Source organism: Sulfurimonas sediminis (genome assembly GCF_014905115.1).
GTDB classification, from domain to species: Bacteria; Campylobacterota; Campylobacteria; order Campylobacterales; family Sulfurimonadaceae; genus Sulfurimonas; species Sulfurimonas sediminis.
In genome coordinates, this window is the sequence record NZ_CP041235.1 from 243943 (window position 1) to 268352 (window position 24410).

General features: G+C 35.6%; 26 protein-coding genes. 8 read left to right on the forward strand and 18 right to left on the reverse strand.

The features are described 5' to 3' along the window. Genes cysD through FJR45_RS01365 form a run of 3 tightly spaced genes read right to left on the reverse strand, consistent with a single transcriptional unit; the run spans position 1 to position 1634 of the window. The gene (gene cysD / locus FJR45_RS01355; protein ID WP_193151004.1) at positions 1 to 912 is read right to left on the reverse strand and encodes a sulfate adenylyltransferase subunit CysD; all 912 of its coding nucleotides are present in this window, start codon (positions 910 to 912) and stop codon (positions 1 to 3) included. A 3-nt stretch (positions 913 to 915) separates the two neighbouring features. Next, positions 916 to 1350 (reverse strand): hypothetical protein, encoded by a 435-nt coding sequence (locus FJR45_RS01360; protein WP_226966500.1) that lies wholly within the window; start codon positions 1348 to 1350, stop codon positions 916 to 918. Next, positions 1350 to 1634: a nucleotidyltransferase domain-containing protein gene (locus FJR45_RS01365; RefSeq protein ID WP_193151006.1), complete on the reverse strand. Its 285-nt coding sequence runs from the start codon at positions 1632 to 1634 to the stop codon at positions 1350 to 1352. The genes FJR45_RS01360 and FJR45_RS01365 overlap by 1 nt, the downstream gene beginning before the upstream one ends. A 277-nt stretch (positions 1635 to 1911) precedes the next feature. Between FJR45_RS01365 and FJR45_RS01370 the strand changes: the two genes are divergently transcribed. Next, entirely contained in the window at positions 1912 to 2169 is a 258-nt protein-coding gene (locus FJR45_RS01370) for a type II toxin-antitoxin system Phd/YefM family antitoxin (protein WP_193151022.1), read from the forward strand. Further along, positions 2153 to 2437 (forward strand): type II toxin-antitoxin system RelE family toxin, encoded by a 285-nt coding sequence (locus FJR45_RS01375; RefSeq protein WP_193151023.1) that lies wholly within the window; start codon positions 2153 to 2155, stop codon positions 2435 to 2437. Before FJR45_RS01370 ends, FJR45_RS01375 begins: the two co-directional genes overlap by 17 nt. Positions 2438 to 2548: 111 nt before the next feature. On the opposite strand, the gene FJR45_RS01380 is transcribed toward FJR45_RS01375, so the two are convergent. The 8 genes from FJR45_RS01380 to FJR45_RS01415 all read right to left on the reverse strand — a co-directional run bounded on the left by FJR45_RS01380 (position 2549) and on the right by FJR45_RS01415 (position 11919). Further along, a complete protein-coding gene (locus FJR45_RS01380) occupies positions 2549 to 2812 on the reverse strand; it encodes a BrnA antitoxin family protein (RefSeq protein WP_193151024.1) in 264 nt (87 codons plus the stop codon). Beyond that, complete coding sequence (locus FJR45_RS01385) at positions 2781 to 3002, reverse strand: BrnT family toxin (RefSeq protein WP_226966452.1); 222 nt, start codon at positions 3000 to 3002, stop codon at positions 2781 to 2783. Before FJR45_RS01385 ends, FJR45_RS01380 begins: the two co-directional genes overlap by 32 nt. A gap of 183 nt (positions 3003 to 3185) precedes the next feature. Further along, positions 3186 to 3947 carry a sulfotransferase family 2 domain-containing protein gene (locus FJR45_RS01390; RefSeq protein ID WP_193151025.1) on the reverse strand — a complete coding sequence of 254 codons (762 nt, stop codon included), beginning with the start codon at positions 3945 to 3947 and terminating at the stop codon, positions 3186 to 3188. Beyond that, positions 3916 to 4611, reverse strand: coding sequence for an NAD-dependent epimerase/dehydratase family protein (locus tag FJR45_RS01395; protein ID WP_193151026.1), 696 nt, complete (start codon positions 4609 to 4611; stop codon positions 3916 to 3918). The genes FJR45_RS01390 and FJR45_RS01395 overlap by 32 nt, the downstream gene beginning before the upstream one ends. Next, positions 4608 to 5639 (reverse strand): hypothetical protein, encoded by a 1032-nt coding sequence (locus FJR45_RS01400; protein ID WP_193151027.1) that lies wholly within the window; start codon positions 5637 to 5639, stop codon positions 4608 to 4610. The genes FJR45_RS01395 and FJR45_RS01400 overlap by 4 nt, the downstream gene beginning before the upstream one ends. Positions 5640 to 5661: 22 nt before the next feature. Next, entirely contained in the window at positions 5662 to 9336 is a 3675-nt protein-coding gene (locus FJR45_RS01405; RefSeq protein ID WP_193151028.1) for a rhamnosyltransferase WsaF family glycosyltransferase, read from the reverse strand. After that, positions 9329 to 10021 carry a hypothetical protein gene (locus tag FJR45_RS01410; RefSeq protein ID WP_193151029.1) on the reverse strand — a complete coding sequence of 231 codons (693 nt, stop codon included), beginning with the start codon at positions 10019 to 10021 and terminating at the stop codon, positions 9329 to 9331. Before FJR45_RS01410 ends, FJR45_RS01405 begins: the two co-directional genes overlap by 8 nt. A gap of 53 nt (positions 10022 to 10074) precedes the next feature. Then, a complete protein-coding gene (locus FJR45_RS01415; protein WP_193151030.1) occupies positions 10075 to 11919 on the reverse strand; it encodes a glycosyltransferase family 2 protein in 1845 nt (614 codons plus the stop codon). Between the two features lie 286 nt (positions 11920 to 12205). Here FJR45_RS01415 and FJR45_RS01420 point away from each other — a divergent pair, with 286 nt between their 5' ends. Genes FJR45_RS01420 through FJR45_RS01445 form a run of 6 tightly spaced genes read left to right on the forward strand, consistent with a single transcriptional unit; the run spans position 12206 to position 17563 of the window. After that, complete coding sequence (locus tag FJR45_RS01420) at positions 12206 to 12982, forward strand: ABC transporter permease (protein WP_193151031.1); 777 nt, start codon at positions 12206 to 12208, stop codon at positions 12980 to 12982. Between the two features lie 33 nt (positions 12983 to 13015). Then, positions 13016 to 13378 (forward strand): type VII toxin-antitoxin system MntA family adenylyltransferase antitoxin, encoded by a 363-nt coding sequence (mntA, locus tag FJR45_RS01425; RefSeq protein ID WP_193151032.1) that lies wholly within the window; start codon positions 13016 to 13018, stop codon positions 13376 to 13378. After that, positions 13368 to 13775, forward strand: a complete 408-nt coding sequence (gene hepT, locus FJR45_RS01430) for a type VII toxin-antitoxin system HepT family RNase toxin (RefSeq protein WP_193151033.1) — start codon at positions 13368 to 13370, stop codon at positions 13773 to 13775. The genes mntA and hepT overlap by 11 nt, the downstream gene beginning before the upstream one ends. A 7-nt stretch (positions 13776 to 13782) precedes the next feature. Next, positions 13783 to 14850, forward strand: a complete 1068-nt coding sequence (locus tag FJR45_RS01435; RefSeq protein ID WP_193151034.1) for an ABC transporter ATP-binding protein — start codon at positions 13783 to 13785, stop codon at positions 14848 to 14850. Further along, positions 14847 to 15938 carry a KpsE/RkpR family capsule polysaccharide export protein gene (locus FJR45_RS01440; protein WP_193151035.1) on the forward strand — a complete coding sequence of 364 codons (1092 nt, stop codon included), beginning with the start codon at positions 14847 to 14849 and terminating at the stop codon, positions 15936 to 15938. Before FJR45_RS01435 ends, FJR45_RS01440 begins: the two co-directional genes overlap by 4 nt. A gap of 2 nt (positions 15939 to 15940) precedes the next feature. Further along, a complete protein-coding gene (locus FJR45_RS01445; RefSeq protein ID WP_193151036.1) occupies positions 15941 to 17563 on the forward strand; it encodes a polysaccharide biosynthesis/export family protein in 1623 nt (540 codons plus the stop codon). Positions 17564 to 17612: 49 nt separating this feature from the next. Here FJR45_RS01445 and FJR45_RS01450 read toward each other — a convergent pair whose 3' ends face one another. From FJR45_RS01450 to FJR45_RS01480, 7 genes are all read right to left on the reverse strand, one after another. Further along, positions 17613 to 18812 carry a capsule polysaccharide biogenesis protein gene (locus FJR45_RS01450; RefSeq protein WP_193151037.1) on the reverse strand — a complete coding sequence of 400 codons (1200 nt, stop codon included), beginning with the start codon at positions 18810 to 18812 and terminating at the stop codon, positions 17613 to 17615. Position 18813: 1 nt separating this feature from the next. After that, positions 18814 to 19905: a capsular polysaccharide export protein, LipB/KpsS family gene (locus FJR45_RS01455; protein ID WP_193151038.1), complete on the reverse strand. Its 1092-nt coding sequence runs from the start codon at positions 19903 to 19905 to the stop codon at positions 18814 to 18816. A gap of 12 nt (positions 19906 to 19917) precedes the next feature. Beyond that, the gene (locus tag FJR45_RS01460) at positions 19918 to 20889 is read right to left on the reverse strand and encodes a DUF3187 family protein (protein ID WP_193151039.1); all 972 of its coding nucleotides are present in this window, start codon (positions 20887 to 20889) and stop codon (positions 19918 to 19920) included. Between the two features lies 1 nt (position 20890). Next, positions 20891 to 21739: a DUF2279 domain-containing protein gene (locus FJR45_RS01465; protein ID WP_193151040.1), complete on the reverse strand. Its 849-nt coding sequence runs from the start codon at positions 21737 to 21739 to the stop codon at positions 20891 to 20893. Positions 21740 to 21907: 168 nt separating this feature from the next. Then, on the reverse strand, positions 21908 to 22456 hold the full coding sequence (rnhB, locus tag FJR45_RS01470) for a ribonuclease HII (protein ID WP_193151041.1): 549 nt from the start codon (positions 22454 to 22456) through the stop codon (positions 21908 to 21910). Further along, positions 22456 to 22935, reverse strand: coding sequence for a DUF2628 domain-containing protein (locus FJR45_RS01475; RefSeq protein WP_193151042.1), 480 nt, complete (start codon positions 22933 to 22935; stop codon positions 22456 to 22458). Before FJR45_RS01475 ends, rnhB begins: the two co-directional genes overlap by 1 nt. Before the next feature lie 237 nt (positions 22936 to 23172). Further along, positions 23173 to 24237: an ATP-binding protein gene (locus tag FJR45_RS01480; protein WP_193151043.1), complete on the reverse strand. Its 1065-nt coding sequence runs from the start codon at positions 24235 to 24237 to the stop codon at positions 23173 to 23175. Positions 24238 to 24410: the final 173 nt, after the last annotated feature.

Sequence of the window (24410 nt, forward strand, 5' to 3'; positions counted from 1 at the left end):
TTAAAAATACCCCTCAATTTTTTTCTTCTCCATAGCACCTTCACTGTCTTTATCTATGAGGCGACCTTCACGCTCACTACTTGTTGAGAGGAGCATCTCTTTTATGATCTCAGGAAGTGTTGTCGCATTTGAGTTGATGGCACCTGTGAGTGGGTAACAACCAAGTGTTCTAAAACGAACCATCTCATTTTTGGCAGTTTTACGAAGCTCTTCGGGCATACGCTCATCATCCACCATTATTTTTGTTCCCTCATACTCAACTACTGGTCTTTCTGCCGCAAAGTAGAGCGATGGAATAGGGATGCCCTCAAGGTAGATGTACTGCCATACATCAAGTTCTGTCCAGTTGCTTATAGGAAAGACACGGACACTTTCACCTTTTGCAAGAGCAGTGTTATAGACATTCCAAAGTTCAGGTCTTTGGTTTTTAGGGTCCCATCTGTGGTTTTTATCACGAAATGAAAATATACGCTCTTTTGCACGGGACTTCTCTTCATCACGGCGAGCACCACCGATGACAGCATCATAGCCACCGTCATTGAGTGCCTGTTTTAAAGCCTCTGTTTTCATAATGTCGGTATGTACTTTACTTCCGTGTGTAAATGGACCTACATTCATCTCTACACCTTCAGGGTTAGAGTGAACAACAAGGTCAAATCCCAGCTCTTTCATTCTGTTATCACGAAATGCTATCATCTCTTTAAATTTCCATGTTGTATCTACATGTAAGAACTTAAAAGGAGGTTTGGCGGGAGCAAAGGCTTTTAGTGCAAGATGCAGCATCACAGAGGAGTCTTTTCCTACTGAGTACATCATCACAGGGTTGGTAAACTCCGCCGCTACTTCACGGAGAATGTGGATGGACTCTGCTTCAAGTTGTTTGAGGTGGGTTAGGCGTTCTTTGGTTATCATAAATTAGTTTTCCTTCTTTGTTATGTAGTTTAAAGTATTTTTTATAATTTGAATGAGATGCTCAGTATATTGCAAAACTTCTTCAAACACTTCAGTGAGTTTTTCTTCTATATACTCATGAGCTATTGTGTTTCTAATATCCTTCATTATTCTCAATTCTTGTATATCTTCAAACAAGCCTCTTTTGTGAGCATTGTTTACAACATCTACTAAGGTTCCTTGGTTTTCAAACTCATAGGCATCTATTGTCCTAAACATTTTTCTTATTAAAAAATCTATGCTTCTGCTGTATCTTGCACACAATGTTTCAAATTTACCAAATTCTTCAATAGTATAGTCTTTTTTTAGCCCTATTTGAGAACACTCTTTAAAAGAGATCTCCAGCCAAAAAAGTTGTTTTTCCAATAATTGTTTATCAACAATAAGTTTATCATACATCACAATAAAACAGCCTTTTTAAAGATATACCTGGTAAATGGATTTTTAAATTCTCCGTTATCAAGTACAATATCAATCTTTTGCTCTCCAAAGTAGTTAAAAAAATCTATACGAATAAATCGTAAATCTTTTTTTGTTAATGACTTAGATACTATAAGCAAATCTATGTCACCACCTTTTTTTGTATCATCAACACGACTTCCAAATAGATACAGTTGCGCATCTTTTGAGAGTTCATTCACTTTGTTTTTCAGTACTTGAATTTGCTCTGTTTGTATCCTCATTTTTTATTCCTCTGCCCAATTAACCAATCCCTCAGCTTTTAATATTTTATTATACTGTAAAGAGAAAATAAGTCCAAATCATATCCGTCTCGTATATTTATTATTTTATATTTGGCTTTTTGTTGTGAAATTTTGCGAATTATAACAGCTTTTGTATTATGTTAAACTAAAACAAATACCATTCGTCATAAAGCTCTTGCCATTACTTTTGTCCCTCCTACTTTGACAAAAAACACCAAATAAGGTATAATAATCCATATCATATAAAGGACTAAATATGCAGCCAATGTTAGCAAATTATACAGCAAGTATTACAGAACTGAAGCAATCACCAACTCAGTTGCTGAAGGATGCAGGAAACGAGGCAATAGCGATACTCAATCACAATGTTGCCAGTGCCTATCTGGTACCCAGCGATCTCTATGCCAAAATGATAGATATTATCGATGATTATTATCTGACACAAGCGGTAGAAGAGAGATATAATGATGGAGAAAAACCGATCAGAGTAGATATTGATGATTTATTATCTTGATTTTCATCCAAAAGCTTTGAAGGAGTGGAGTAGGTTGGATTATGCCACAAAACAACAATTCCACAAAAAACTCAAAAATAAATTGTCCAATCCAAGAGTACCAAAAGACAGACTTAGCGGATATGCAAATGTATATAAAATAAAACTTAGAAATGCTGGATATAGATTGGCTTATGAGGTTAAAGATGACGAGATTGTGGTGTTTGTGATCAGTATAGGAAAGAGAGAAAACAATGAAATTTATGATAATTTAAAAGATAGAATTTAAAATAACGCTGCTTGACCCTTATTAAAAGAGTCAATGTCATTAAGTTAAGAAAGTACCGGTTCCAAGAAAACACCAAATTTTTTCTCCTTAATACCTCTAAGTTGCTATTTTCTAGGCAGTTTTAAGCGCATTGGTTAAAAACATTTTTATGAGTGACTGATAAGGCACATCCATTGCATTAGCTTGCACCTTTAACTCTTCAATCATATCAACCGGTAAACGCAGAGAGATACTCTTCGTTGTTTTTTTAAGATTAGGAAATCGAACTGATTTTGCTTTGTCCATGTCAAAATACTCAGTTACATCATGCTTATCCCAAAAAGATGCTTCCTCTCTTTCATTCTTAAATGTTGGTACTTTTTTCAGCTCTTTCATATATAGTCCTTTCTTTTTTACTCATAGCACGCGCCGATATTACTCTTATATGTTTCTCTCTTACTGTGAAAATGACTGTTATTAAATCATTAAAATCATTTTTACCTAAAGCAACACATCGACATTCCTTCAAGGAGTGTTTAAAATCTTCTACAATAAGCAATGGTTGGTTAAAAAAAACTTCTTCCACACCTCTGTTTATGTTTATGTATTATTGTATAAAAAAAAGAGAGAAAAAACAATAAAATTTAAAAAGTAAATACTTGATCCCTATTAAAAGAGTCTCTGCCATTAAGTTAAGAAAATTAATGCTTTTTCGGAACCGGTACTTCAGTGCCGGCTCCAAATAAATGCTTAACTTAATGGCATTGTATTAAAAGAGTAGGTTCTCTTTTCCAAATTTTTCTGTATACAGCAACAGATCGTCTTTATACATTTTGCTTACCAAATCAACCAGTTCTTCATCGTACAGGCTTTCATAAGAAGGGGCATACCCCTCATCTTTTAAGTTCAGCAGTTCCAAAGGCAGAGCAGTGGAGAAGTTTTTGTCATTTACGGTTTCATACTGGTCCAGACCGTGTTTTGTCAGATTGCGGGCGTCATAAATTTTAATATTTGCTTTCTCTTCAATGACCGGAACAGCTTTTGCAAAATCTTCCAGACAGAAATAGTCATCATATGTCTGGTACATCAAAAAATCTATCTGCGGGCGCCAGTGAATGTTGCTTCTAAATACACCCGGTCTGGAGATCAGCTCTACAAATTTTTTAAAGCTCATCTCTTTAAGCTCAATTTTTCTCTCAAGTTTGTCATACAGACTCCACGCTTCGGTAGTTCTGTCTACAATTTTATCCATATATACACTTGCAACTCTTCTAAAAGGGTCTCTTAAAATAACAAAAGTGTATTTTGCTTTTATAAGCTCTCCCAAATCTGCTACAAATGTGTTGTTGTTCTTATGAATCCAGTTATAATCTTTTATCTCCTGTATACATCCGTTGACTATGGCCAGCGAAAGCCGCATGGTAGAACAGGCATTTTTTGGTATAAAGGTATATACCGAGTCACTTTCATAAATCATCAGAGCGTGATTGCCGGTAAACTTAAAGAGATAATTTTGATAAAAGTTTATCATACAGATATGATTTACCAAATTTTATGCCATCAATATTATACTGAGAAATTGTATTGTAAAGATCAATTAAATCCAACGTATAAGCATCTTTTTTATTAATCAGTGTAGAGTTTGCTTTTTTGTTTGTCAGTTGTTCAATAATCTCAACAATTTCAGCAATAGAGTATCTGTAACTATTGGCAATATCAAGAGTAGTACCTCCTTTATGATGTTCTATAAGCTGTATTACTATTGTATGCACGTCATCTAGAGCTATCACATATCGAAAAGCATCTTTGTATATTTTTATCTCCTTTTCTTCTTTGATGGCATAAAAAAGATAATTAATGAGTGTAGAGTGCCTTTTAATATCTGCAAAAAGTTGTGGAATTCTAAATATGTAGTAAGAGGCAGAATGTTCCTTTATAATTTTTTCCATATTTTGTTTGTGGATATAATAGTCATTTAATTGATACTCTTTGGCGGACAAAGCACAACTGCTAAAGTAGACAAACTTTTTCTTTTTGTTGTTTATAAGTGTTTTTATTAAGAGATCTTTTTCTTTTTCAAATTCACTTTTATCAGTACAGTTTGAGTTTGCTACGCCACTTGCAAAAATGATGACATCATCCCTTTTATCCAACTCTTTAAAAGCCTGTGCCAATTGACCATTACCTATTATCATAAGTGCTCTTTTATATTCTTAATTTCTTGTTTCAAAAAACTAATTTCTTGATTAAAATAAATTTTTTGTTTTGCTAATAAATGAGTTAGTGCCCGAATTAAATATTCACTTGATGGCTGTTTTATCTCTTCCCAATTTTCATTTGAATTTATAGGTAATTCATTGATAAATAGCTGTCCATTCTGTCTATCTAGGTATTCTTTTGCAACTTTTTCATTGGATTTATTGAATTTTAAAACTAGCTTTGTCCTTTCTTCTGGAGAAAGAAATTTATTTGAATGAGATAACTTGAAGGAAAAAGGTTTTTTAATGACATCATCCATAAGATGTTCTAATCCAGCATTGTAGAATGCTTTAATCAATAAGGCTTGATCTCGAGTTAAACTTGGGTTAGGATCACTTTTTAATATACTAAATTCACTAATATCTTCAGCATTAAAGATACTCATAAAATCATTAAAAATATTGCCTTTATAAAACTGATTTTTTTCATATATTTTTACATGTATGTTCTTTTTATCAATATAGTTATTCCATTTTTTAATCATATTATAATAGTCAAAAAGGCCAGCATGTTCTAAAGAACTCATAGTATTATATATATTTGCTGAATATCGTTCAGTTTTTATGAGCTGTGCAAACCAAGACTCTAAATATTCATCTTGTCTCCGTAAATATACTATAATGTGTATTTCAAAATATTTGTTTAAAGTCTTGATATAAATATTTTTAATTTCTTCTTCTGTAACGCCAGGAAAATATTCAGAACTTATTATAAATATATCAGACTCTGAATCTTTTGCTTCTTGTATTAATTTTTCTAATCTCTTAGGAACAATTTTAGTAATATCAATCTCTTTTTTATTAAAATTAGTGCATAATTGATGATGAGCATTATCTTGAATACATGTTTGAGCATAAGTAATACCATATTTTTTCTGCAAAAGTTTATTGTTGTTATTTAAAAAATTTTGTAATGCAGTTGTTCCTGTTTTTCCGGTCCCAATATGAATAAATAATTTTTTCATCCTTTTTCATCCTTTTCGTATTTTAAAATTTACTTTTCTCTTTGCTTTCTTTTGAAAACATTGATACATCTTTATTATAGCCATCTAGATAACCTTGAAATTTCGCTTTAATAGATGCTATTCTGTCATTTATTTCTTTTTTTGGAAGTGCATTTTCTAAAGCAAATATAATATCATTTTTTATTAATTCTTTTACGATATGATCTTTTTTATCTGAATCTATTAATTGATACCCCCAATAGTATTTAAAAAAATCTGCATCAGTTTTTGCTCTTTCATAGGTGGTTTTTGGAGCATATTCATGCGAATGTTTTACTACTGCAGTAGGTACATAGAGTTTTTCATAACCCTTTTTTATAATATCATCTGCCCACAGTTGGTCTTCGCCATATTGTACATTACGATAAGGTATCTTTTTCCAAATGCTTTTTCGAAAACAAGAGTTGTTATCACTGTAAAAATGTAGGATACCCATCCAACTTTTTTCATCATATCCATCAGGTATTTTACTTTTAAGTGAAACAGATAAAGGAAAGTTCAAAAAATTATTGAAATGTTCTCTTAATTCTCTTTTAGTAAATGTTGATGCATCATCATGAGCAATATGCTTTCCAAATGCTCCAGCTGCATTTGGATAATGTTCTAGCATTGTTACAAAATTATAAAGCCAATGATTATGTGTTGGAATAGCATCTTGTGTAATAAATGCAATATATTCTCCTTGTGAAATCTCTACACCATAATTTCTCGTAGCACCATGATTAAAATCTTCTTTTTTAATGGTTTTATAGATTATATTATCAATAGATTTTAAATATTCCGCTGTTCCATCTGTCGATTCACTGTCTAAAACAATTATTTCATATTTCCAAGGGGTAATCTGGTTTTGCAAAGCCACTAAAACAGTTTTAAATAACTCACCTCCATTATATGTTGGAATTATTATACTTGCTTTTATTTTTTCTTTTTTATAAGTTTCAATAGCCTCAAAGTTATGTTCTGCTAGTCTATCTAAAATAGCCTTTTCAATTTCTCTAGCAGACTTTATCCAAGAGAATTGTTTAAGCCATTTTTTAGCATTCATTACTTGTTTTTTTCTTGCGTTAGGATTTAACAATAAATATTTTATTTTTTCTTTAATGTCTATTGGGCTTGGCCCAGAAAAGGTCACTATATTATCAGGGTAAATTGCTCTTGTACTTTCTGTATCAAACTCTACAATTGCTAAATCACATGCCATCATTTCCTGTGGAACTAAGGAGTAATTTGTAAGAGAAAATACTAACCCAATGTCAGATTTATTATATAAATCTGCTAATTCTTCTGGAGTTCTTTTGTAAAAGACACTACACGAAAAAGGAGCCGAATCTATATTGTGAAAATCTGCTCCGAACATATCCACATGAAACTTAACCCCTTCTTTTGCTAATAGTTCTAACGCAATCAATGCAAGTTCAACACCTCTACGTTCTGTAAAAATTCTTGAGTAAAGAACAATTCTTGGAATTTTATTAGCTTCTCTTAACCTAGGATTGTAAATATCTTTATCTGCTGCTAAATTAAAAGATCTAGCCCAACGATTAAACTTTTTTTCCATAAGTGATTGAAGCCATGTACTTGCACATATGCAGTCTAAATCTTGAGTATATGTATATTCCGCCAATTCACTTCTCGAACCTTTTGCATTAAATAAAGTTTCATAATCTTGAATAAAATAAAATCTTCTTTTGAAATATTTAGCACTTTGAACGGGCCAAACCGTATTCCAGGATGATGCAAAAATTACATCACCTTTAGCCGTTTTTTGAAAGTCTTTATAAATAAACTTTACATTTGCTTTGATAGTGCTATAATATTTGATGATGTCTTCATATGCAGTCTTTTCATCTTTGTGAATAGATGGATCAAATATCCATATAGTTAAATTATGTCCGAACATTTCTAAGAGACGAATCATACGAAAAATATTCATATGCCCACCACCACCAATACCAAAGTCAGGTATAACAAAATGAATATTTAAACATTTTTTATTAAACTTCATGGACAAAGGTGCTAATTTTTTAATATTATAGTCAAATAGTATTCCCAAATCTGGGAATAGTTTTTTGCTAAAAGAACTCTTAGAATTTATTGACAAAATAGTATCTGAATTAACGGGATAAACCTTGTAGCCTTTATCTTTCCCCTCCGTTAAAAAATGTTTTAGTGGTTCGATATTGTCTTTTTTTACTTCTGGGTAGTTTTCTAGATATTTATTTACATCAAACTTATATGAAGGATTATTGCCTTCTTTCCAGCCCTTTGTGATGTAATGAACTAATGGGTTTTCATTCTCAACCTCTGGATATTGGCTTTTATACCAATTCGTGTCAAAAAACGGATTTGGGTTTCTTCCTTCTTTATGGCCAAATATACAATAATGCAGTAAAGAATCTTGCTGGATGAGATCTTGATATATGGTCTCTACCCAGTCAAACATAAAACAGCCACTGTCTAAAATAGTTTGACAATCTTGGTTTTGATAATCGACTCTAAAACTTACATATCCTTTATCTTTCCCCTCCGTTAAAAAATGTTTTAGTGGTTCGATATTGTCTTTTTTTACTTCTGGGTAGTTTTCTAGATATTTATTTACATCAAACTTATATGAAGGATTATTGCCTTCTTTCCAGCCCTTTGTGATGTAATGAACTAATGGGTTTTCATTCTCAACCTCTGGATATTGGCTTTTATACCAATTCGTGTCAAAAAACGGATTTGGGTTTCTTCCTTCTTTATGGCCAAATATACAATAATGCAGTAAAGAATCTTGCTGGATGAGATCTTGATATATGGTCTCTACCCAGTCAAACATAAACAGCCCACTGTCTAAAATAGTTTGACAATCTTGGTTTTGATAATCGACTCTAAAACTTACATATCCTTTATCTTTCCCCTCCGTTAAAAAATGTTTTAGTGGTTCGATATTGTCTTTTTTTACTTCTGGGTAGTTTTCTAGATATTTATTTACATCAAACTTATATGAAGGATTATTGCCTTCTTTCCAGCCCTTTGTGATGTAATGAACTAATGGGTTTTCATTCTCAACCTCTGGATATTGGCTTTTATACCAATTCGTGTCAAAAAACGGATTTGGGTTTCTTCCTTCTTTGTAGCCCCGCATTTTATAATGTTCTATAGGAGTTAGATTTGTAGTTTTTACATCAGGGGTGTTTTTTATATAATAATTTATGTCGAAAAGATTTTCAAATTTTACTTTTTTAATTTCTCGACCTTCATGCTGCCCATTCCTAATATAGTGAAGTAGAAAATCAAATTTTTCTCCGAATATTTTTATATCATCATAATTATTTTTATAAAATTCAACATCAAAACCATCTTCTTTGAGGTTTTCATACTCTTTTTTTTCGTTTTCATTTGCGAAGCGAAATTCTTTGAGTCCATATATTACATAATGTATAAAAGGATACAAACCTGCTTCTTTTACATCTGTGTAATGTTCCCTGTACCAAACAGGATCAAACCCGGCATTGGGCTTTCTATCTTCATCAAGACCAAATTTCACAAAATGTTCAAGAGGCAGTTCTTTTGCTTGTCTGACATCTTTATATTCTCGTACATAATACTTACTGTCAAAAAGACCACTCTCTTCTATGGTCTTTTTGTACTCTTCTAGCTCCTGTGCATTAGCCATTGTTTTTCTTTCCTATAACTTTTTGTAAATCTCTTATGGGTTTTGTGTATATCCAGCATTTACTCTCTTTTATGCTTGCCAGATCTTCCACTATGGTGTTTATCTCATTGTTGAGTGCGGTGACGGTTGCCTCTTTCTCCTCTTTTTCTGCCTGAAGTCTCTGCAGAGCGTTTTGGAGTTCTTCGAGTTGTCTGTTTTGGAGTGCTGTTGTCTCCTGCAGGCTCTGGTTGGTCTCTTGGAGTGTCTGAAGTGTCTCTTCTTTGTCTTGGAGGAGTGTGCCCAGCATACCGTTTTGTTCTTTTGTTGTTGCCAGATCTTCCACTATGGTGTTTATCTCATTGTTGAGTGCGGTGACGGTTGCCTCTTTCTCCTCTTTTTCTGCCTGGAGTCTCTGCAGAGCGTTTTGGAGTTCTTCGAGTTGTCTGTTTTGGAGTGCTGTTGTCTCCTGCAGGCTCTGGTTGGCTGTCTCTTTTTCTGCCATAAGAGTTTCAAGAAGGACATTCTTTTCTTTTAGGGCTATCAAATCTTCTACAAGGCTGTCGATTTCATTATTGAGTGCTGTCGTCTCTGCCTCTTTTTTCTCTTGCAGTTTCCGGTTGGCTTCTTTTACGGCTGTTAATTCTTCTTGCAAATTATTTGTTTCCTTTTCGAGAAATATCTTCTTGTGCTTACTGCTCTTTTTCATATATGTTCCTAAACTGATCTTTGATAATCAAAAAAAACTTTTTTACTATTTCATTAGATGTTGATTCCAAAATTTTCATGCTTTTTTGTTAAGTTTTTGTTGTAGTATCTGTCGTTCATCAATGTTTTATTCCACTTTTTTTTCATATATAAAACTTCCTGTTCAAATCTTCTCTTTTTTTCGTCTGTATCTTCAGACCCACGACTTTTAGACTCATAATGATTCAGTTGGGCATAAGGTGTCCAGAGGTTTCTATACCCTTTTTTTTGCAGTTTGAGGCAAAAATCCACATCATTAAAAGCAACCGTCAGTTTCTCTGCATTCAAACCACCCACTTCAACAAACAACTCCTTTCTTACTACAAGACATGCAGCAGTTGCTGCTGAGTAGTTCTGAACTATCTGAAGTCTCGAAAAGTAGCCATAGGCATTGTGCTCAAAATGTTTATGTGCGTGACCGGCAACTCCGCCTATGCCAAGGACAACTCCCCCATGCTGAACAGTGCCTTCATCATAGTAGAGTTTGGCACCCACGGCACCTATCTCTTTTCTGCATGCATGCGATACCATTTCATCAAGCCAATGTTCTGTCACAACTTCTATGTCATTATTAACAAATGCAATTATATCTCCGCGAGACTTAAAAACACCATAGTTGTTAATTTCCGAATAATTAAATGCTTTGTGATATGCAAGTACTGTTACATTTTGATACATTTGTATCTTTTTCAGGTATGACAAGGTTTGCTTACATGTAGTCTCGTTATTGAGGATTATTATTTCATAGTTTGGGTATGTTGTTTTGTCTATGATGCTCTCTACGCATTTGCGCAGTATATCATAGCCGTCTCGTGTCGGGATGAGAATGCTCACCAGAGGCCTGTTCTTTACAGGGTAGTTCACTTTGTATGTATTTGGCAACTTTCCGTCTTCAACAGTTATCTCTTTGTCTTTGGTATGAAAATAATCCTGCAGTGCCTTTAAACCTGCTTGATGGGCATACGCTTTTTCTCCGCTTCCGTAAGCAGTCGAACCTTCTATGGCTCTCCAGTGGTACAAAATCTTCTCCACTCGGTCTATCTCATCATACTTTATTACATGTAAAGATCTTAAAAGCAGGTCATAATCCTGGCTCCCTTCATAGCCTTTGCGAAAACCGCCTATGGTATCTACTACCTCTTTTTGTAAAAAGACCAAATGGCAGATGTAGTTCTGGGAAAAAAACATATCGGGATTCCATCCGGACTTAAAGTGGGGGTTAAATCTGTTTGACTTTTCATCTATTTTGTCTTCATCAGAGTAGATGAGTTTGAGTTTTGGGTTTTCGTTGAGTTTTTTGACCATTTCATAAAGAGCATTCGGTGCCAGAGTGTCGTCATGGTCCAAAAATGCTACATACTCTCCGGAGGCCAGGGACAGTGCCGAGTTTGAAGCTTCAGATATATGGCCGTTTGTTTTGCGGTAAACTACCTGTATGTTTGCGTATTTGTTCTCATATTCCTGGAGCACTTCCAAGGTTTCACTTTTTGTTGAAGCATCATCAGCGATGCAAAGTTCCCAGTTTGTATATGTCTGTGCCAAAACAGACTCCAGCATCTCCTGCAGATAACGCTTTGGTGTGTTGTATGTTGGTGTAACTATAGAGACAAGCGGCCTCTTTTGCAGAGGGGATGTTTGCAAAATGTCGTTTTCGTTTCGTGCTATCCATTTTGCATAATCGCTTGTTTGATTGCTGTGATTTACTGCAGAGAGGTTCACTCTTTGAAGTTCTTTCTCTAAACGCAAAAGCATACCACTCCACCCATGTTTTCTATAACGGGCATAAGATTTTACCACTATACGAAAGGGATTTTCCCCCCGTTCATTCCACATTATCAATGCTATCTTTTTTATGATCATTTATACTTCTTGTTTAAGTTAAGGAATTTTTTTAATTAAAAAAGATGGAATTATATCATAGAAAATTATCAGTTTTTTTCGGAATATGGGTTTTTGCCCGGGTATTAGGTTTTTAAGACACACAGCCCGCACTGAAGTACGGGTTCCGACGATGCCATCTAAGTTAAGCATCTTTTTTGGAACCCGTACTTCAGTGCGGGCTGTGTGTCATGAGAGTTTACAAAGGCAGTGCCAATTCTGAGGAGTGTTGCAACCAAATTAATTCTTTTGTGCTATAATCCATGTCATGATTAAAAGAACCTCTTTCACTGTTTTTACCTCTGTTATCGCTGCACTTTTTCTCAGAGAAATTCAAACAAGATTTGGCACCAAAAAGCTTGGCTATCTGTGGGCAGTTATAGACCCCATGGTCAAAGTCATTATGTTTTCTGCGATGCGTCTTGCTACAGGGACAAACATGCAGGGAATAGACTTGCCTGTATTTTTGGCAACAGGTATTTTAACCTATAATTTCTTTTCTGCACTTATGACCACCTCTATGACCGCTTTTGAAGGAAACAGAGCACTCTTTGTATACAGACAGGTAAAACCTGTCGATACGATATTTTCCCGTTTTTTTGTTGAGTTTTTGGTGATGTGCGCTACGATCATACTTTTTATCTCTTTTGGACTCTACTTTGGAATGGATTTAAGTGTAAAAAATTTCAACATGGTCATTGTGGCAATCCTCTGGCTTGGCATCTTTGGCTTTGCTTTGGGTCTGCTCTTTGCCGTCATAAACACTTTTTATGAGACATTCGGCAAAATCATCAGCTTTATTTCCATGCCGCTTTTTCTACTTTCGGGTATGTTTTATACGGTCGATTCCCTGCCTCCTCTCGCACAGGAGCTCATTTTATACAATCCTGTCGTCCATTTTATAGAGATGATACACGGAAATTATTTCAGGGTTTTAAATACAGACTATGTTGACTATACCTATATGATGTGGTGGACAGTGATTCCGCTTTTCCTGGGGCTCTTCTTTTACGCTAAAGCCGAAAAGAAGATTATTTCTACATGATTAAGATATAATAATGATAAAAAGGATTTCCCAATGACTTTGCATACAATAATTATGAATAAATTGGTAGCGATGGATGATATCTTATTTGCTTATTTGTTTGGTTCTTATGCAAAAAACCGGCAAACACAAGGGAGCGATATAGATATAGCCATTTATCTTAATAGCTATAGTTTAGATAAAGAGTTGCAGGTTAATTACGAATTATCTAAACTATTAAAGAAAGATGTAGATTTAGTTATTTTAAATCATACAAGAAATCTTTTTCTGCTTGAAAGTATTTTGAAGGATGGTATTGTTTTAAAAGATAATGGACTACGAATAGATTTTGAATTGAAAAAACAACATGAATTACTAGATTATAAATCTTTTAGAGCTTATATTGATGCAGCATAAAATAGATAAAAAAATAGCAAGATTGCATTATTATTTAAAGTTACTGGATGAATATAAAATAGATTGTAAAAAAAGATTTCTTGCAGATCCAATGTATGAAGGTGCTATACTCCATTATTTGTATTTAATAAGCGATGGTTCAATTGCATTGGCAGAAATGATGATAAAATACAAATCTTTAAGTTCTCCTCAAAGTTATTATGAAGCTATTGATATTTTAGGAGAAAATAATATTATACCACGTGAATTTGCTTATCAATTTGCAAAAATTGCATCATTTAGGAACTTTTTAGCTCATGATTATGAAAAAATTGATTATGTAATCATATGCGAAGAGGTTTTAAATAAGTTAGATGATATAAAACAATTTATAAAATATATAGAGGAAGCACTTTAAAGCTATTATGATAGAACTCAAAAATGTAACCAAATATTTTAAAACAGATGGTCAGAAAAAGTATATTTTAAAAAATGTGACACTTACGATTCCCTCCGGCGTCAACCTTGGAATAGTCGGAAGAAACGGAGCAGGGAAGTCTACACTGCTTCGTATGCTTGGCGGCATTGACTTTCCCACTGTCGGTACCATTACTTCCCCAAACAGCTTCTCCTGGCCTATGGGCCTGGCGGGTGGCTTTCAAGGCTCTATGACAGGGCGGCAAAATGTAAAGTTTGTCTGCCGAATATACGGAAAAAGAGAAGAGGAACTTCAAGAAGTTATAGAACATGTACGGGAGTTCGCCGAAATAGGAGACTACTTTGACATGCCTATAAAACTTTACTCAAGCGGGATGAAGTCCCGACTGAGTTTTGGTTTGAGTTTGGCTTTTGATTTTGATTATCTGATTATAGATGAAACACTCTCCGTTGGGGATGAAAACTTTAAGAAAAAAGCCAAAGATGCGCTGATGAAAAAAATCGAGCGATCAAATGTACTTCTTGTCAGTCACTCTATGGCAGATTTAAGAAAGATTTGTGATGCGGGAATATTGATCGATGATGGAAAAATATTTTACTATGAAGAGATAGACGATGCCATAAATGCCTACCATAATATAAACATTGCCAAAACCAAAAAAAACGGTGTGGCATCATCTGCCATATACTGCAGTGACGGGAAATGTTTTGACAACATCAATGATGCTGCGAGTTTTTACAAAATACGCCCTATGAGCATTATTCAGGCACTCAACGAGAACAATGGTTCGAATGTCTATCTGAAAAAAGTATTTTGGAGAGACGGGCAGAACAAACTGCCTTTTCAAAACTGGGAAAATGTTGTTGCCATGGAGACTCTCATCTCTTCAGACGGCGTTATCTTTGAGAATGCTCTTGAGGCCGCATTTTTTTATATGGAGAGATTCCCTAAGAAAAATATCGGTAAAATGCATGTTGCAGAAGTAATGCAACATGAAAACGGCTTTTCAAAAACATTAAATGTGAAATTTTATTATTTAAGTGAGTATCAATGAAAAAAACTTTCCGTCGTATAAACAGTAAAATTGTTTTTCTTGCAGCCTTTGTAATGCTGAGTATATACTTTTTGCTGATAAAAGCAGAACTGTATGAGTCGCAGAGTGCTCTCATCGTCCGTGATCTGAGCTCTGCTTCGCCTGCATCAAGTCTTGGTCTGCAACTTTTGGGAGTTGGCTCTTCCTCCCAGCTGCAGGACTCTATGGTAGTGAAAGAGTTTCTGGAATCACTTGATATGTTTTTGATTTTAGATAAAGAGTTTGGACTGATAAAGCACTATAAAAGTGACAAGATAGACTTTATAGAACGACTGGGAGCTGACGCAACGATGGAAGAGGCTTTGAAGTTTTACCAAAAACGTCTCAAAGTGCATTATGACGAGACCTCTGGTATTTTACATATTGCCTATGCATATACGGATGCAAAAACCACACAAAAGATTTTGCAATATATGATCAACAAGGTAGAACATGAGATCAATGAATTTAACCGTAAAAAAGCAAAAAAACAACTCTCTTTCATAGAACTTGAATACAAAAAGAGCAAAGAGAAAATGCTGGAATCTGCTGCTGCTCTCCAAAGATATCAAAATGAACACCTGTTGCTGGACCCCGAAACACAGGCCACCTCTTCAACCGCACTCATAGCAAATCTTGAGGCAACCCTTTCTCAGAAAAAGATAGAGTATCAGACAAAAAGCACTTATCTCAACAGTGACAATTATGAACTTTTAAGACTGAAAAGTGAAATAAAAGAGATCAAAAATTCTCTTGAAAACATAAAAAAAGGTTTAACCGGCAAGAGCAAAAACAGACTCAATAAAATACTGTTTGAGTATGACAGGCTGAAAATGCAACTTGAATTTAACACAGAAGTTTATAAAAATACTCTTCTTCAGTTGGAAACGACGAAACTGGATATTCTCAAAAAAGCAAAAACACTGAGTATCATCAGTAAACCGAATCTTCCTGACGGGTATACCTACCCGGATAAACCGAGAGTCTTTGTCACTATAGTGATAGCGATGCTGTTGCTGTATGGTATATTTGCAATGTTACTTGCTATAATCAAAGATCACAAGGAATAAAAATGATAAAAACAATACTTTTGGCTTTTATGCTCAGCACTGCTCTTTTTGGAGTAGAGTTTTCAAATCTCAACAGTGAGGAAATGGCAAAAGATATGAACAGCTCTTTTGTGGATGCCTCAACGCGTGTTTTCGGATACAACCTTTTTAACGGTAGTTTTTCCAAAAACAGGCAGTATAGATATAACCCTGACTATCTTATCAGCATAGGCGATACTATCAATCTGAAATTGTGGGGTTCGTTTGATTTTGAAACAAAAGTGACGGTTGATTCGCAGGGAAATATTTTTATTCCCAAAGTTGGGACTGTCAAAGTTGTCGGCATACGCAACGACCGCTTGAGCCAAACACTGCAAAATGCTGTCAAAAAGGTTTTTAAAAAAAGTGTTTATGTTTATGCGGATCTGGAATCCTACCAGCCTGTGAGCATCTTTGTGACGGGTGCTGTAAACAAGCCTGGTCTATATGAAGGGCTCTCTTCTGACTCTGTCATTCAGTTTATAGACAAGGCCAGAGGTATCGATGCAAAAAGCGGAAGCTACAGAAACATAAAAGTCTTGCGACAAAACAAAGAGATATATCATGTTGATCTGTACACTTTTTTACTGAGCGGTTCTTTGAAATTGTTTCAGTTTCATATGGGAGATGTTATAGTTGTTGAGACGATAAAAAACTACATAGAGATCACCGGAGATGTGAAACGACCGTACAGGTTTGAAATGTTGAGTAATTCGGTGACTCTGAGAGATATACTCAAAGTAGTTTTGCCAAATCCTACTCTGACTAACTTTACGGTAACAAAATACAATCAGGACAACGAACAGAGTATAAATATATATGCGATAAAAGATAATTTGGATATGAAAATCTACAGTGGTGAGAGTGTGAATTTTATTCCTGATCATAACTCAAAAGATATCAAAGTTGAAATCAGCGGAGAACACTCAAATATTCATAATCTTGTTGTAAAAAAGGGGACAACACTTCAGGAGGTGTTTGAAAAAATCAAGATTACAGACCTGTCAGATCCAAACTCTTTTCAACTGTATAGAAAAAGCATAGCACAAAAGCAGAAAAATCTGCTCAATGCACAGCTTGATGATTTGGCGGCAAAAACACTCACGGCAGGTTCTTTGACAACTGAAGAGGCTATGATACGAAAACAGGAATCTCAACTTGTGATAAACTTTATAGACAGAGCACGAAAAGTAGAATTTAAGGGGCAGGTTATCATTAACAAAGACAGCAACCTGTCTCAAATATACCTGGAAGAAGGCGATACAATCTTCATACCGAAAAAGAACCGTATGGTTATAGTGCAGGGAGAGGTTATGCTCCCCGGTGCACAGACATATGTGGAAAATATGACATTTGAAGACTACATCAATGCCTGTGGCGGTTTTAACTTCAGAGCCAATACTGACCAGATACTCATCATACAAAAAAACGGAAAAGTCATTACCTATGATGACAATACATTTTTTGGCAAAAGCTACCATGTAAAACCAGGCGACTCTATCCTGGTTTTAAGCAAAGTAGATACAAAATATCTCCAGGTTGTAAAAGACATTACACAGATAGTCTATCAAATTGCAGTCGGTGCAGCTGTCGTACTGCGATTTTAGGTATAAACAAGTTACCCGTACTTCAGTGCGGGCTTTGCGACTTGAAAGATTATTGTGGTTTTAACACTTGAAACTCTTTTGGAAGTTTTCCGTAAAAACTGCCGTTGAGTTGTGTGTTTTCAATCAAAAATTTTTTGTATTTCTGCAGTAGTTCCGTATCGGGGGAGTCCTGCTTGTGCCAAAAATCATCCAAACGCATACCTTTACATGTAAGCCCCTCTATGTCATAAATAGCATTGCCAAGTGTGATGGTCGGTGTGTTGTGATAAAGTGATGAGAGTCCGACGGTACTGTTTATGGTGACGGTTCCGATGGCATTTTTCAAAAGTGTCGGCAGATGGGTGTCATAAAGCACTAAAACTCTTTTTTCAATGTTTAAAAGTTTTGCTTGCTCTTTGATAAATTTTGTATAGTTTTTTCGTCCTCTGTCAACAGGATGATGCTTAAAAACAAGCCATGCAGATGTCCTGGCATGCGCAAAAGACTCAAGTATCTCTATGATAAACTTCTCAACAGATTTGTACTCGGAGTGCTCTAAAACTTGAAAATCATTGTGTGTCTGCAAGGGGACAAAAAAGTATTTTTTTGAAAGTTCTGTAGCAACAATCTTTTTATATTGATGTTCAAATAAAGGATATATAAGCTTTCTTATAAAACTGCGTACACCGAAAAAAGCCTCTTTCATCGCAGAAAAATCTCTGTGATGAATATAGTGAGGGTATCTTTTTTGAAAGATATTAGAAACAAGATAGTATAAAACAGCGCTTGAAACCATCTGAAACTGAGAATAATGTACATTTTGAGCTTCAGGTACTTCCTCCAAATCAAGCTTCTCGTAAAATGCTCTTTCTCTGCTTATTTTACTAAAGTCATTGACCCCATAGCGTTCCATTGTAATATAGTTTGGGCGAATATAGCCTTCTTCAAAGACAAAAATATCTACATTCAACTCTATGGCAGTTTTTATAGCCGTTCTTTGATAAAATCTACAGTCACCAAAAAGAAAGATTTTGTCAATTCTTTGCTTAATCAAAAAGTTTTTTATAAATTGGGAAAAATTTTCCGGTTTGTCTCTGTATGGAATATAATTTGTATGGTTTGAAAAAAAACTGTCACCCATATTAAAACCCATTTTATAGGTTGTTGCGCCTTGTTTTGCAAACAAATCATCCACTTTCTTAAAAAAGTTACCCATTGGACCCTGTAAAAAAAGTATGTTTTTGTGCTTAATTGTACCAATATCGTTCATATTAACCTTTCATTGCAATTATACGCAAAATAAGTTGTAATTTTCTACTGATGTAGTTGCGAATTTTGTTTTGCAGTTTTTTACAGGGGGCATTTTGGTAAAGCTCTTTTTCGTTTTTCAATAAATACAGCACATTTTCTATTTGACACAGCTCTTTTTTGTTCGGGTCAAGATACCTTGGGTAAATAATGAGTGTGGCTGCAATAAGTTCGAGCACAGAGAGTTTTCTGTTTCTGTATTTTATCTTTGCCGTATCTTTGGTGAGTCCCCATCCTGCATAAAAAGGCATGCCGTAGGTAAAAACTTTTTTACCCCGCATCAGTGCTTCAAAACCGACAAGAGAGGTCATAGTGTGAATCTCGTCAGCAACCTCCAAAACACTCTCAAGCCCAACTTCTGTGACAACTTCATCCGCAAATTCAAGAGCTGTTTTTTCTTCTATATGCCCAACTCTGTTACCCACAAGCACATCCGGATGCGGCTTGTAAATGATGTAGGCATCTTTGGCATTTTGGCGTGCCAGGCGTAGGAGCATGAGGTTTGTCATACCATTGGCACCATATCGTATGGAGGCATCATCTTCTACCTGCCCGGGTACCAGGACTATCTTTTGATCTTTGGGAACATTGAGCTTGATGTTTTCATAGAGATTATACTTGGAGAGCTTCTCTTGCAAAAGGAAGTTTTGAACATTTTTGGCTCTTTGCAAAAGAGCTGTATCGAAAGTATATGTTTGTAAAATATGCTCCAAATCACTTCTGTTTGTTGGATCAAAATATATCCCCTTTGAATCAACAACAAGAGAGTAGGGCTGAGTCAGATCGGACCCAAGCCCGACAGAACGGATGAAACCGTCTTCTACTCTGTAAAGTTTGAGTTTATGCTCTTTTGCATACTCTTCAACCAGAGGAAAAGATTTTTTCCCCCAGATATAGACAGTTGCTTTTTCATTCAAACCTTTTTTCATGGCAAGCTTAAAATAGTTTTTTTTCAAAAAAGGGTTGATAAAACAGATCTCTTTTTTGTTAAGCTCCGGAAAAAAAGGTTCTGTAAACTGATGTTTCCAATATGAAAATCCGAAAAAATAATGCACTGAGAGCAACCTTTAAAAGTGATAAGTAAGACCAAATGTAACATCGGCTTCATTGTTTCTTGGTATGGTGTTTTGGTTAAAAAAGAGTTCCAGATAACGTTCTTTATCCAGATAGTTTCTTAAGGCAAACTGTAAAAAATGGGAATAGCTGCTGAATTTCTTGTCTTGACTTTCATAGGGAGCAGATAAATACTGGTAGGCAAACAGAAATTTCCATCTATCAAAAAATGTTAAAGGCAACAGGGACTTTAGAGAAAACTGGTTTGCCAGAAAGAAAAAATAGCGTACCCTTTTGGAGACAATTTCCTGAGAAAGTCTTCTCTCTCCGTTGTAGGTAAGCACAGCATTGGCCACCCATGCAACAGAGTGGTACTCTTTTTGCAGGGCGATTCCGTACATGTAATCGACTTTTCCGTTGGTAAAACCGTCACTCGGTTTTCCCAAAGGTATTTTTATGCCGGCATTCATGGCAAAGGAAAGTTTTTTCTTGTTGTAGAGGAGGTATTTTATCTCTATTTGTGTATTGCCCGAAGCAAAGTAGGGGTTTTTCTTTGCTATTTTGTTTGTAACTCTGTATGTAAGCTGATTGTCTATATGTCCCTGATTTTCTCTAGTTGTCGTGATGCCAAGCGTCGTATGCACAAAATCAAGAGGTTTGTCGAGAAAGCCTCTTGAAACATAATAAAAAGGATACTCAAAAGAAAATTCGCAGTTTTTTGTGAGCGGGACAGTGTATATGAAATCCAAGGTAGTCAGTCCGAAATCAGCAAGTAGGTTGGTACTTTTTTGAAATATATTGGACTGTGAAATACTCATGGTGATATGTTGATCTTCCTGGATTACAGCAGTATTTGTATAGGGACGATACATCAAAACCTGATTTGTATACTGGTTGGTAGAGTGAATCGGTGTTGTAAAGTTCTCTGCCAAGCCTTCTGTTGCTGCAATAAGCAGGAAAATTGATATGCGAATAAAATTAGACAATTTAACGACTCCATAAATCTTGTTCAATATAAGTGTGCCCCGGTTGGTAAAATTCAAACAGGTTTTTGAGTATATTGATATTTGTTCTTTTTGCCAAGTTCGCCAAACTAATGCCTACGCCTGCATAAATATGTTGGCTCTGTGGCTGTGTATCGAAAGAACGGTAGCCTCTTGCGTAATAGCCTACCTGAAATTCGAGCAGACTCCAGTAACTGTTTTTGAGTGAATCAAAACCGGACATTTTAAATGCGACAAGGTGTTTCATGCCTGAATAGTCGGTAGTGTTGTCCCCGCCCTTTAAATAGTCACTTGTCGGCAGATACTCCAGTCGTATATCTATAAAATCATCAGCTCTAGGATAGGCACGAATGAGGTAGGCTAAACCCGCACCAAGAGCATCAGCAGCCAGGTCTTCTTTTGAAAAACCATAGTTACTGGTTCCGTCTCCAACTTCTAGCAGTGTCATGGAGAGCATACCGGACAAGGCACCAAAAAGTGAAGATTTCTGTAGGCTCCATCCGCGATCTTGCATACGGGAGGCTAAAACACGTGAAAGAAGATAAGTCATATAAAGATGGCCTGTTTTGTCAGATCCGCCGGTTTTTGAATCTTTTTCAAACCATGGTTCTGTTTGAAAATGAAAAGATTTTTTTCCCCATTTCCAGTATTTGTATCCCCAGGCTGCTATCATCACATCCACTGCAAGGTTGTCAATCACCGCCCCTGTTACCTGATCTTTTGTCAAAAGTGTATAGTCATTCACTGTTTTTGCAGCTGAATTGACAGCCCAGTCAGCATTCGATGTTTGAAGCATTACAAACAGAAATAAAAACATTGATTTGAATAACAAAACTTTTTTCCTTCTTTATATTTGAAAGTACGTTTTAATGAAAGTATTATATCAAATACTAACCTGTAGCCACACTTCAGCCATTCTCAGCTTACCCTAAAGGATGGGTTCCGAAAAGACAGTCTCTCCGGAACCCGTACTTCAGTGCGGGCCTTGTGTCTTGACAAACTAACCTGTAGATTCCAGCGCTTTGATTTTATAACTTCTGCGATGAATATCACAGTATCCATACTTTTTTATCATGGCTACATGTAATTTCGTTCCATAACCTTTGTGCTTTTCAAACTGATACTGGGGATATTTCTTGGCCTGTTCTAAAATATCTCTGTCGTGTGTGACTTTTGCAAGGATGGATGCGGCACTTACTTCGGGGACTTTACCGTCAGCCTTTATCATAGTTGTCAGGTTTTGTACTCCATAGCTTTGGTTGCCGTCAAACAGATACTCATCCGCTTCCAGATTTTTCATAATTTCAAGAAGCCCTTTTTTTAAACATGCGGATATCCCGTTGTTGTCTATTTCCTGTGCAGAAAATTTGACGATATGGTAACTTGCATTTTTGATTATCAAGGTATAAAGAGCTTCACGCTTTTTGGCTGTCAGCTTTTTGGAATCATGTAATCCGTCAATGGTATTATGCAAAATACATCCGGACATGACCAAATCTCCCGCAAGAGGTCCGCGTCCGGCCTCATCTATACCGCACAGTATCTGCATCAGTTCATACTTGCCACGGCGAGCATTGTGGAAACCATATATAAAAAGAGGAGTGTGACGAAAAGTACATATACCCAGACAACCCATTGGTTGTAGCCACCGACCTCTCTCATCGTTTCAATACGTTTTTGCGGATCTGAAATAGCATTTTCTATCTCGGCTTTTTTCTGTTTATACCCTTTGTATATAAAGTAGGTGGAAAAACAGCCTGCAAGTATGGCAACCAGAAGTCCGCCAAACGGTACGGCGCTAGCCAGGAGAGAGAGTATAAACAGAACCAGTGCGGGCAGATACTGTTTTCTGTAGAGTAAAAAGGCCCATCCGCCAAAAAAAGCCCACCAGCTCCAAACCCATTTCATTGTGTCAATACCGTTTATATTGAATTTTGAAAATGCCTGCTGATACCAGAGTGTTTTTTCCGGTTTGTTGACAAAAGCTTCAATCATCGCTTTTTCATATTCGTCCTGAGTTGGCTGCATAAACTTCCCTTCAATTTGCTTAACGTATTATAATTAAATAAATCAATAATGTATAGGTTTGACGGGAGGATTTTTTTTAGTGCCGGCTGTTGGAACACTCTGCCACTCTCAGCCCACCCTGAAGGATGGGTTCCGGACAACAGTATTTCTTTGCTTCACCGGAATCGGTACTTTCTATGCTAAAGCATGACTTAGAAAAAAACTAAATTTTTTTCTGCAGTGCCGACTTTGTCCTTTTTAATCTCCGAGTGCCCAAATGTCAAATGGGATGATATCCACACTTGAGAGCGGATGCGCGATATTTCCTTCTTTGTTCATTGTTATAACAGTGATTTTTCTGATTCCGTAGCTGAATATAAAGGCTTCAATACTTTCGAGTTTTTTAAACAAACGTCTTTCATCCACAAAAGGCTTGCAAAGAATAATTTCATCATTTGCAGGGAGATAAAAATCGATGCCTTCTTCATAATAACACTCTCTAAAAGATTTCAAAAGCTCAAGATAGACCATGTTTTCAAAAAGTTTGGCAAAGTTTTTTTCAATACTTAAGGCACTTTTTAAAGAAGTGTCACACAGATAGACTTTTTTAGTAGCACGTGCATGATTATATTTTGGCAAAAGGTGAATATAGTTTTTTTCTACCAGAAGTGCAAAAGATTTGTAAAGTTTGTCTTTGGAAATTTTACGACTGTTTTTGAGTCTTTCATATAATGTATAGGCAGAAAGCTTTTGGGACATAAATTTTGCACATAAAATGAGAATATCAAATTCAATGTCGCTAAGAGCAAACTGTAAAATATTTTGCAGATAAACAATCCGCTCATCGGGTGCTATTGTGTGCATGGAAGCAAAGCCTCCGAGTTGAAAAAAGTGGTTGAGCGCACTTGAGTCATATTTGTGCTCATACGCCAAAAACTCTTCATAATCAAGCGGGTACAGCGTCAAAGGCTCTAAAAAATCAAAATCACAGGGAATTTCACTTGTAATAATCAACTGCGAAACATTCACAAATTTGATGCTTGGATTGTAGTTATCCAAAACAAGCGTGTCAATTTTGTTGATATTGCAAAAAGAGGGGAGTGCAGCATTGAGTTTTTCGCTCTCTATGCGCACATCATTGCAGTTGATGTAAAGATAGGAGCTCTTTTTTAAAGACAAAAGATAGTTTTTGACCAAACGGGTTTTTCCGCTTTTGGTGATACCGCTGATTTGGTATGATCTGTCATCTATAAAAACTTTTCTTTGGATGTAACGCTCTACATGTAAGTCGGTTTTGTAAAGTTCTTCAAGTAGTATTTCCATAAATTTTCCAATTTTTAAACTCTCCAATTGTATCATTTCCTTATTAAAAGGAAATAAATTATAAAGAAAAACGATTTTTGCCCCCTAAATCCTTGAATATTCAGAGCTCTTTGAGTATAATTCCGTTCCCTTAAAATAGTTGGGCTAGGATCCAACGAGTTCTTTAGAAGGAA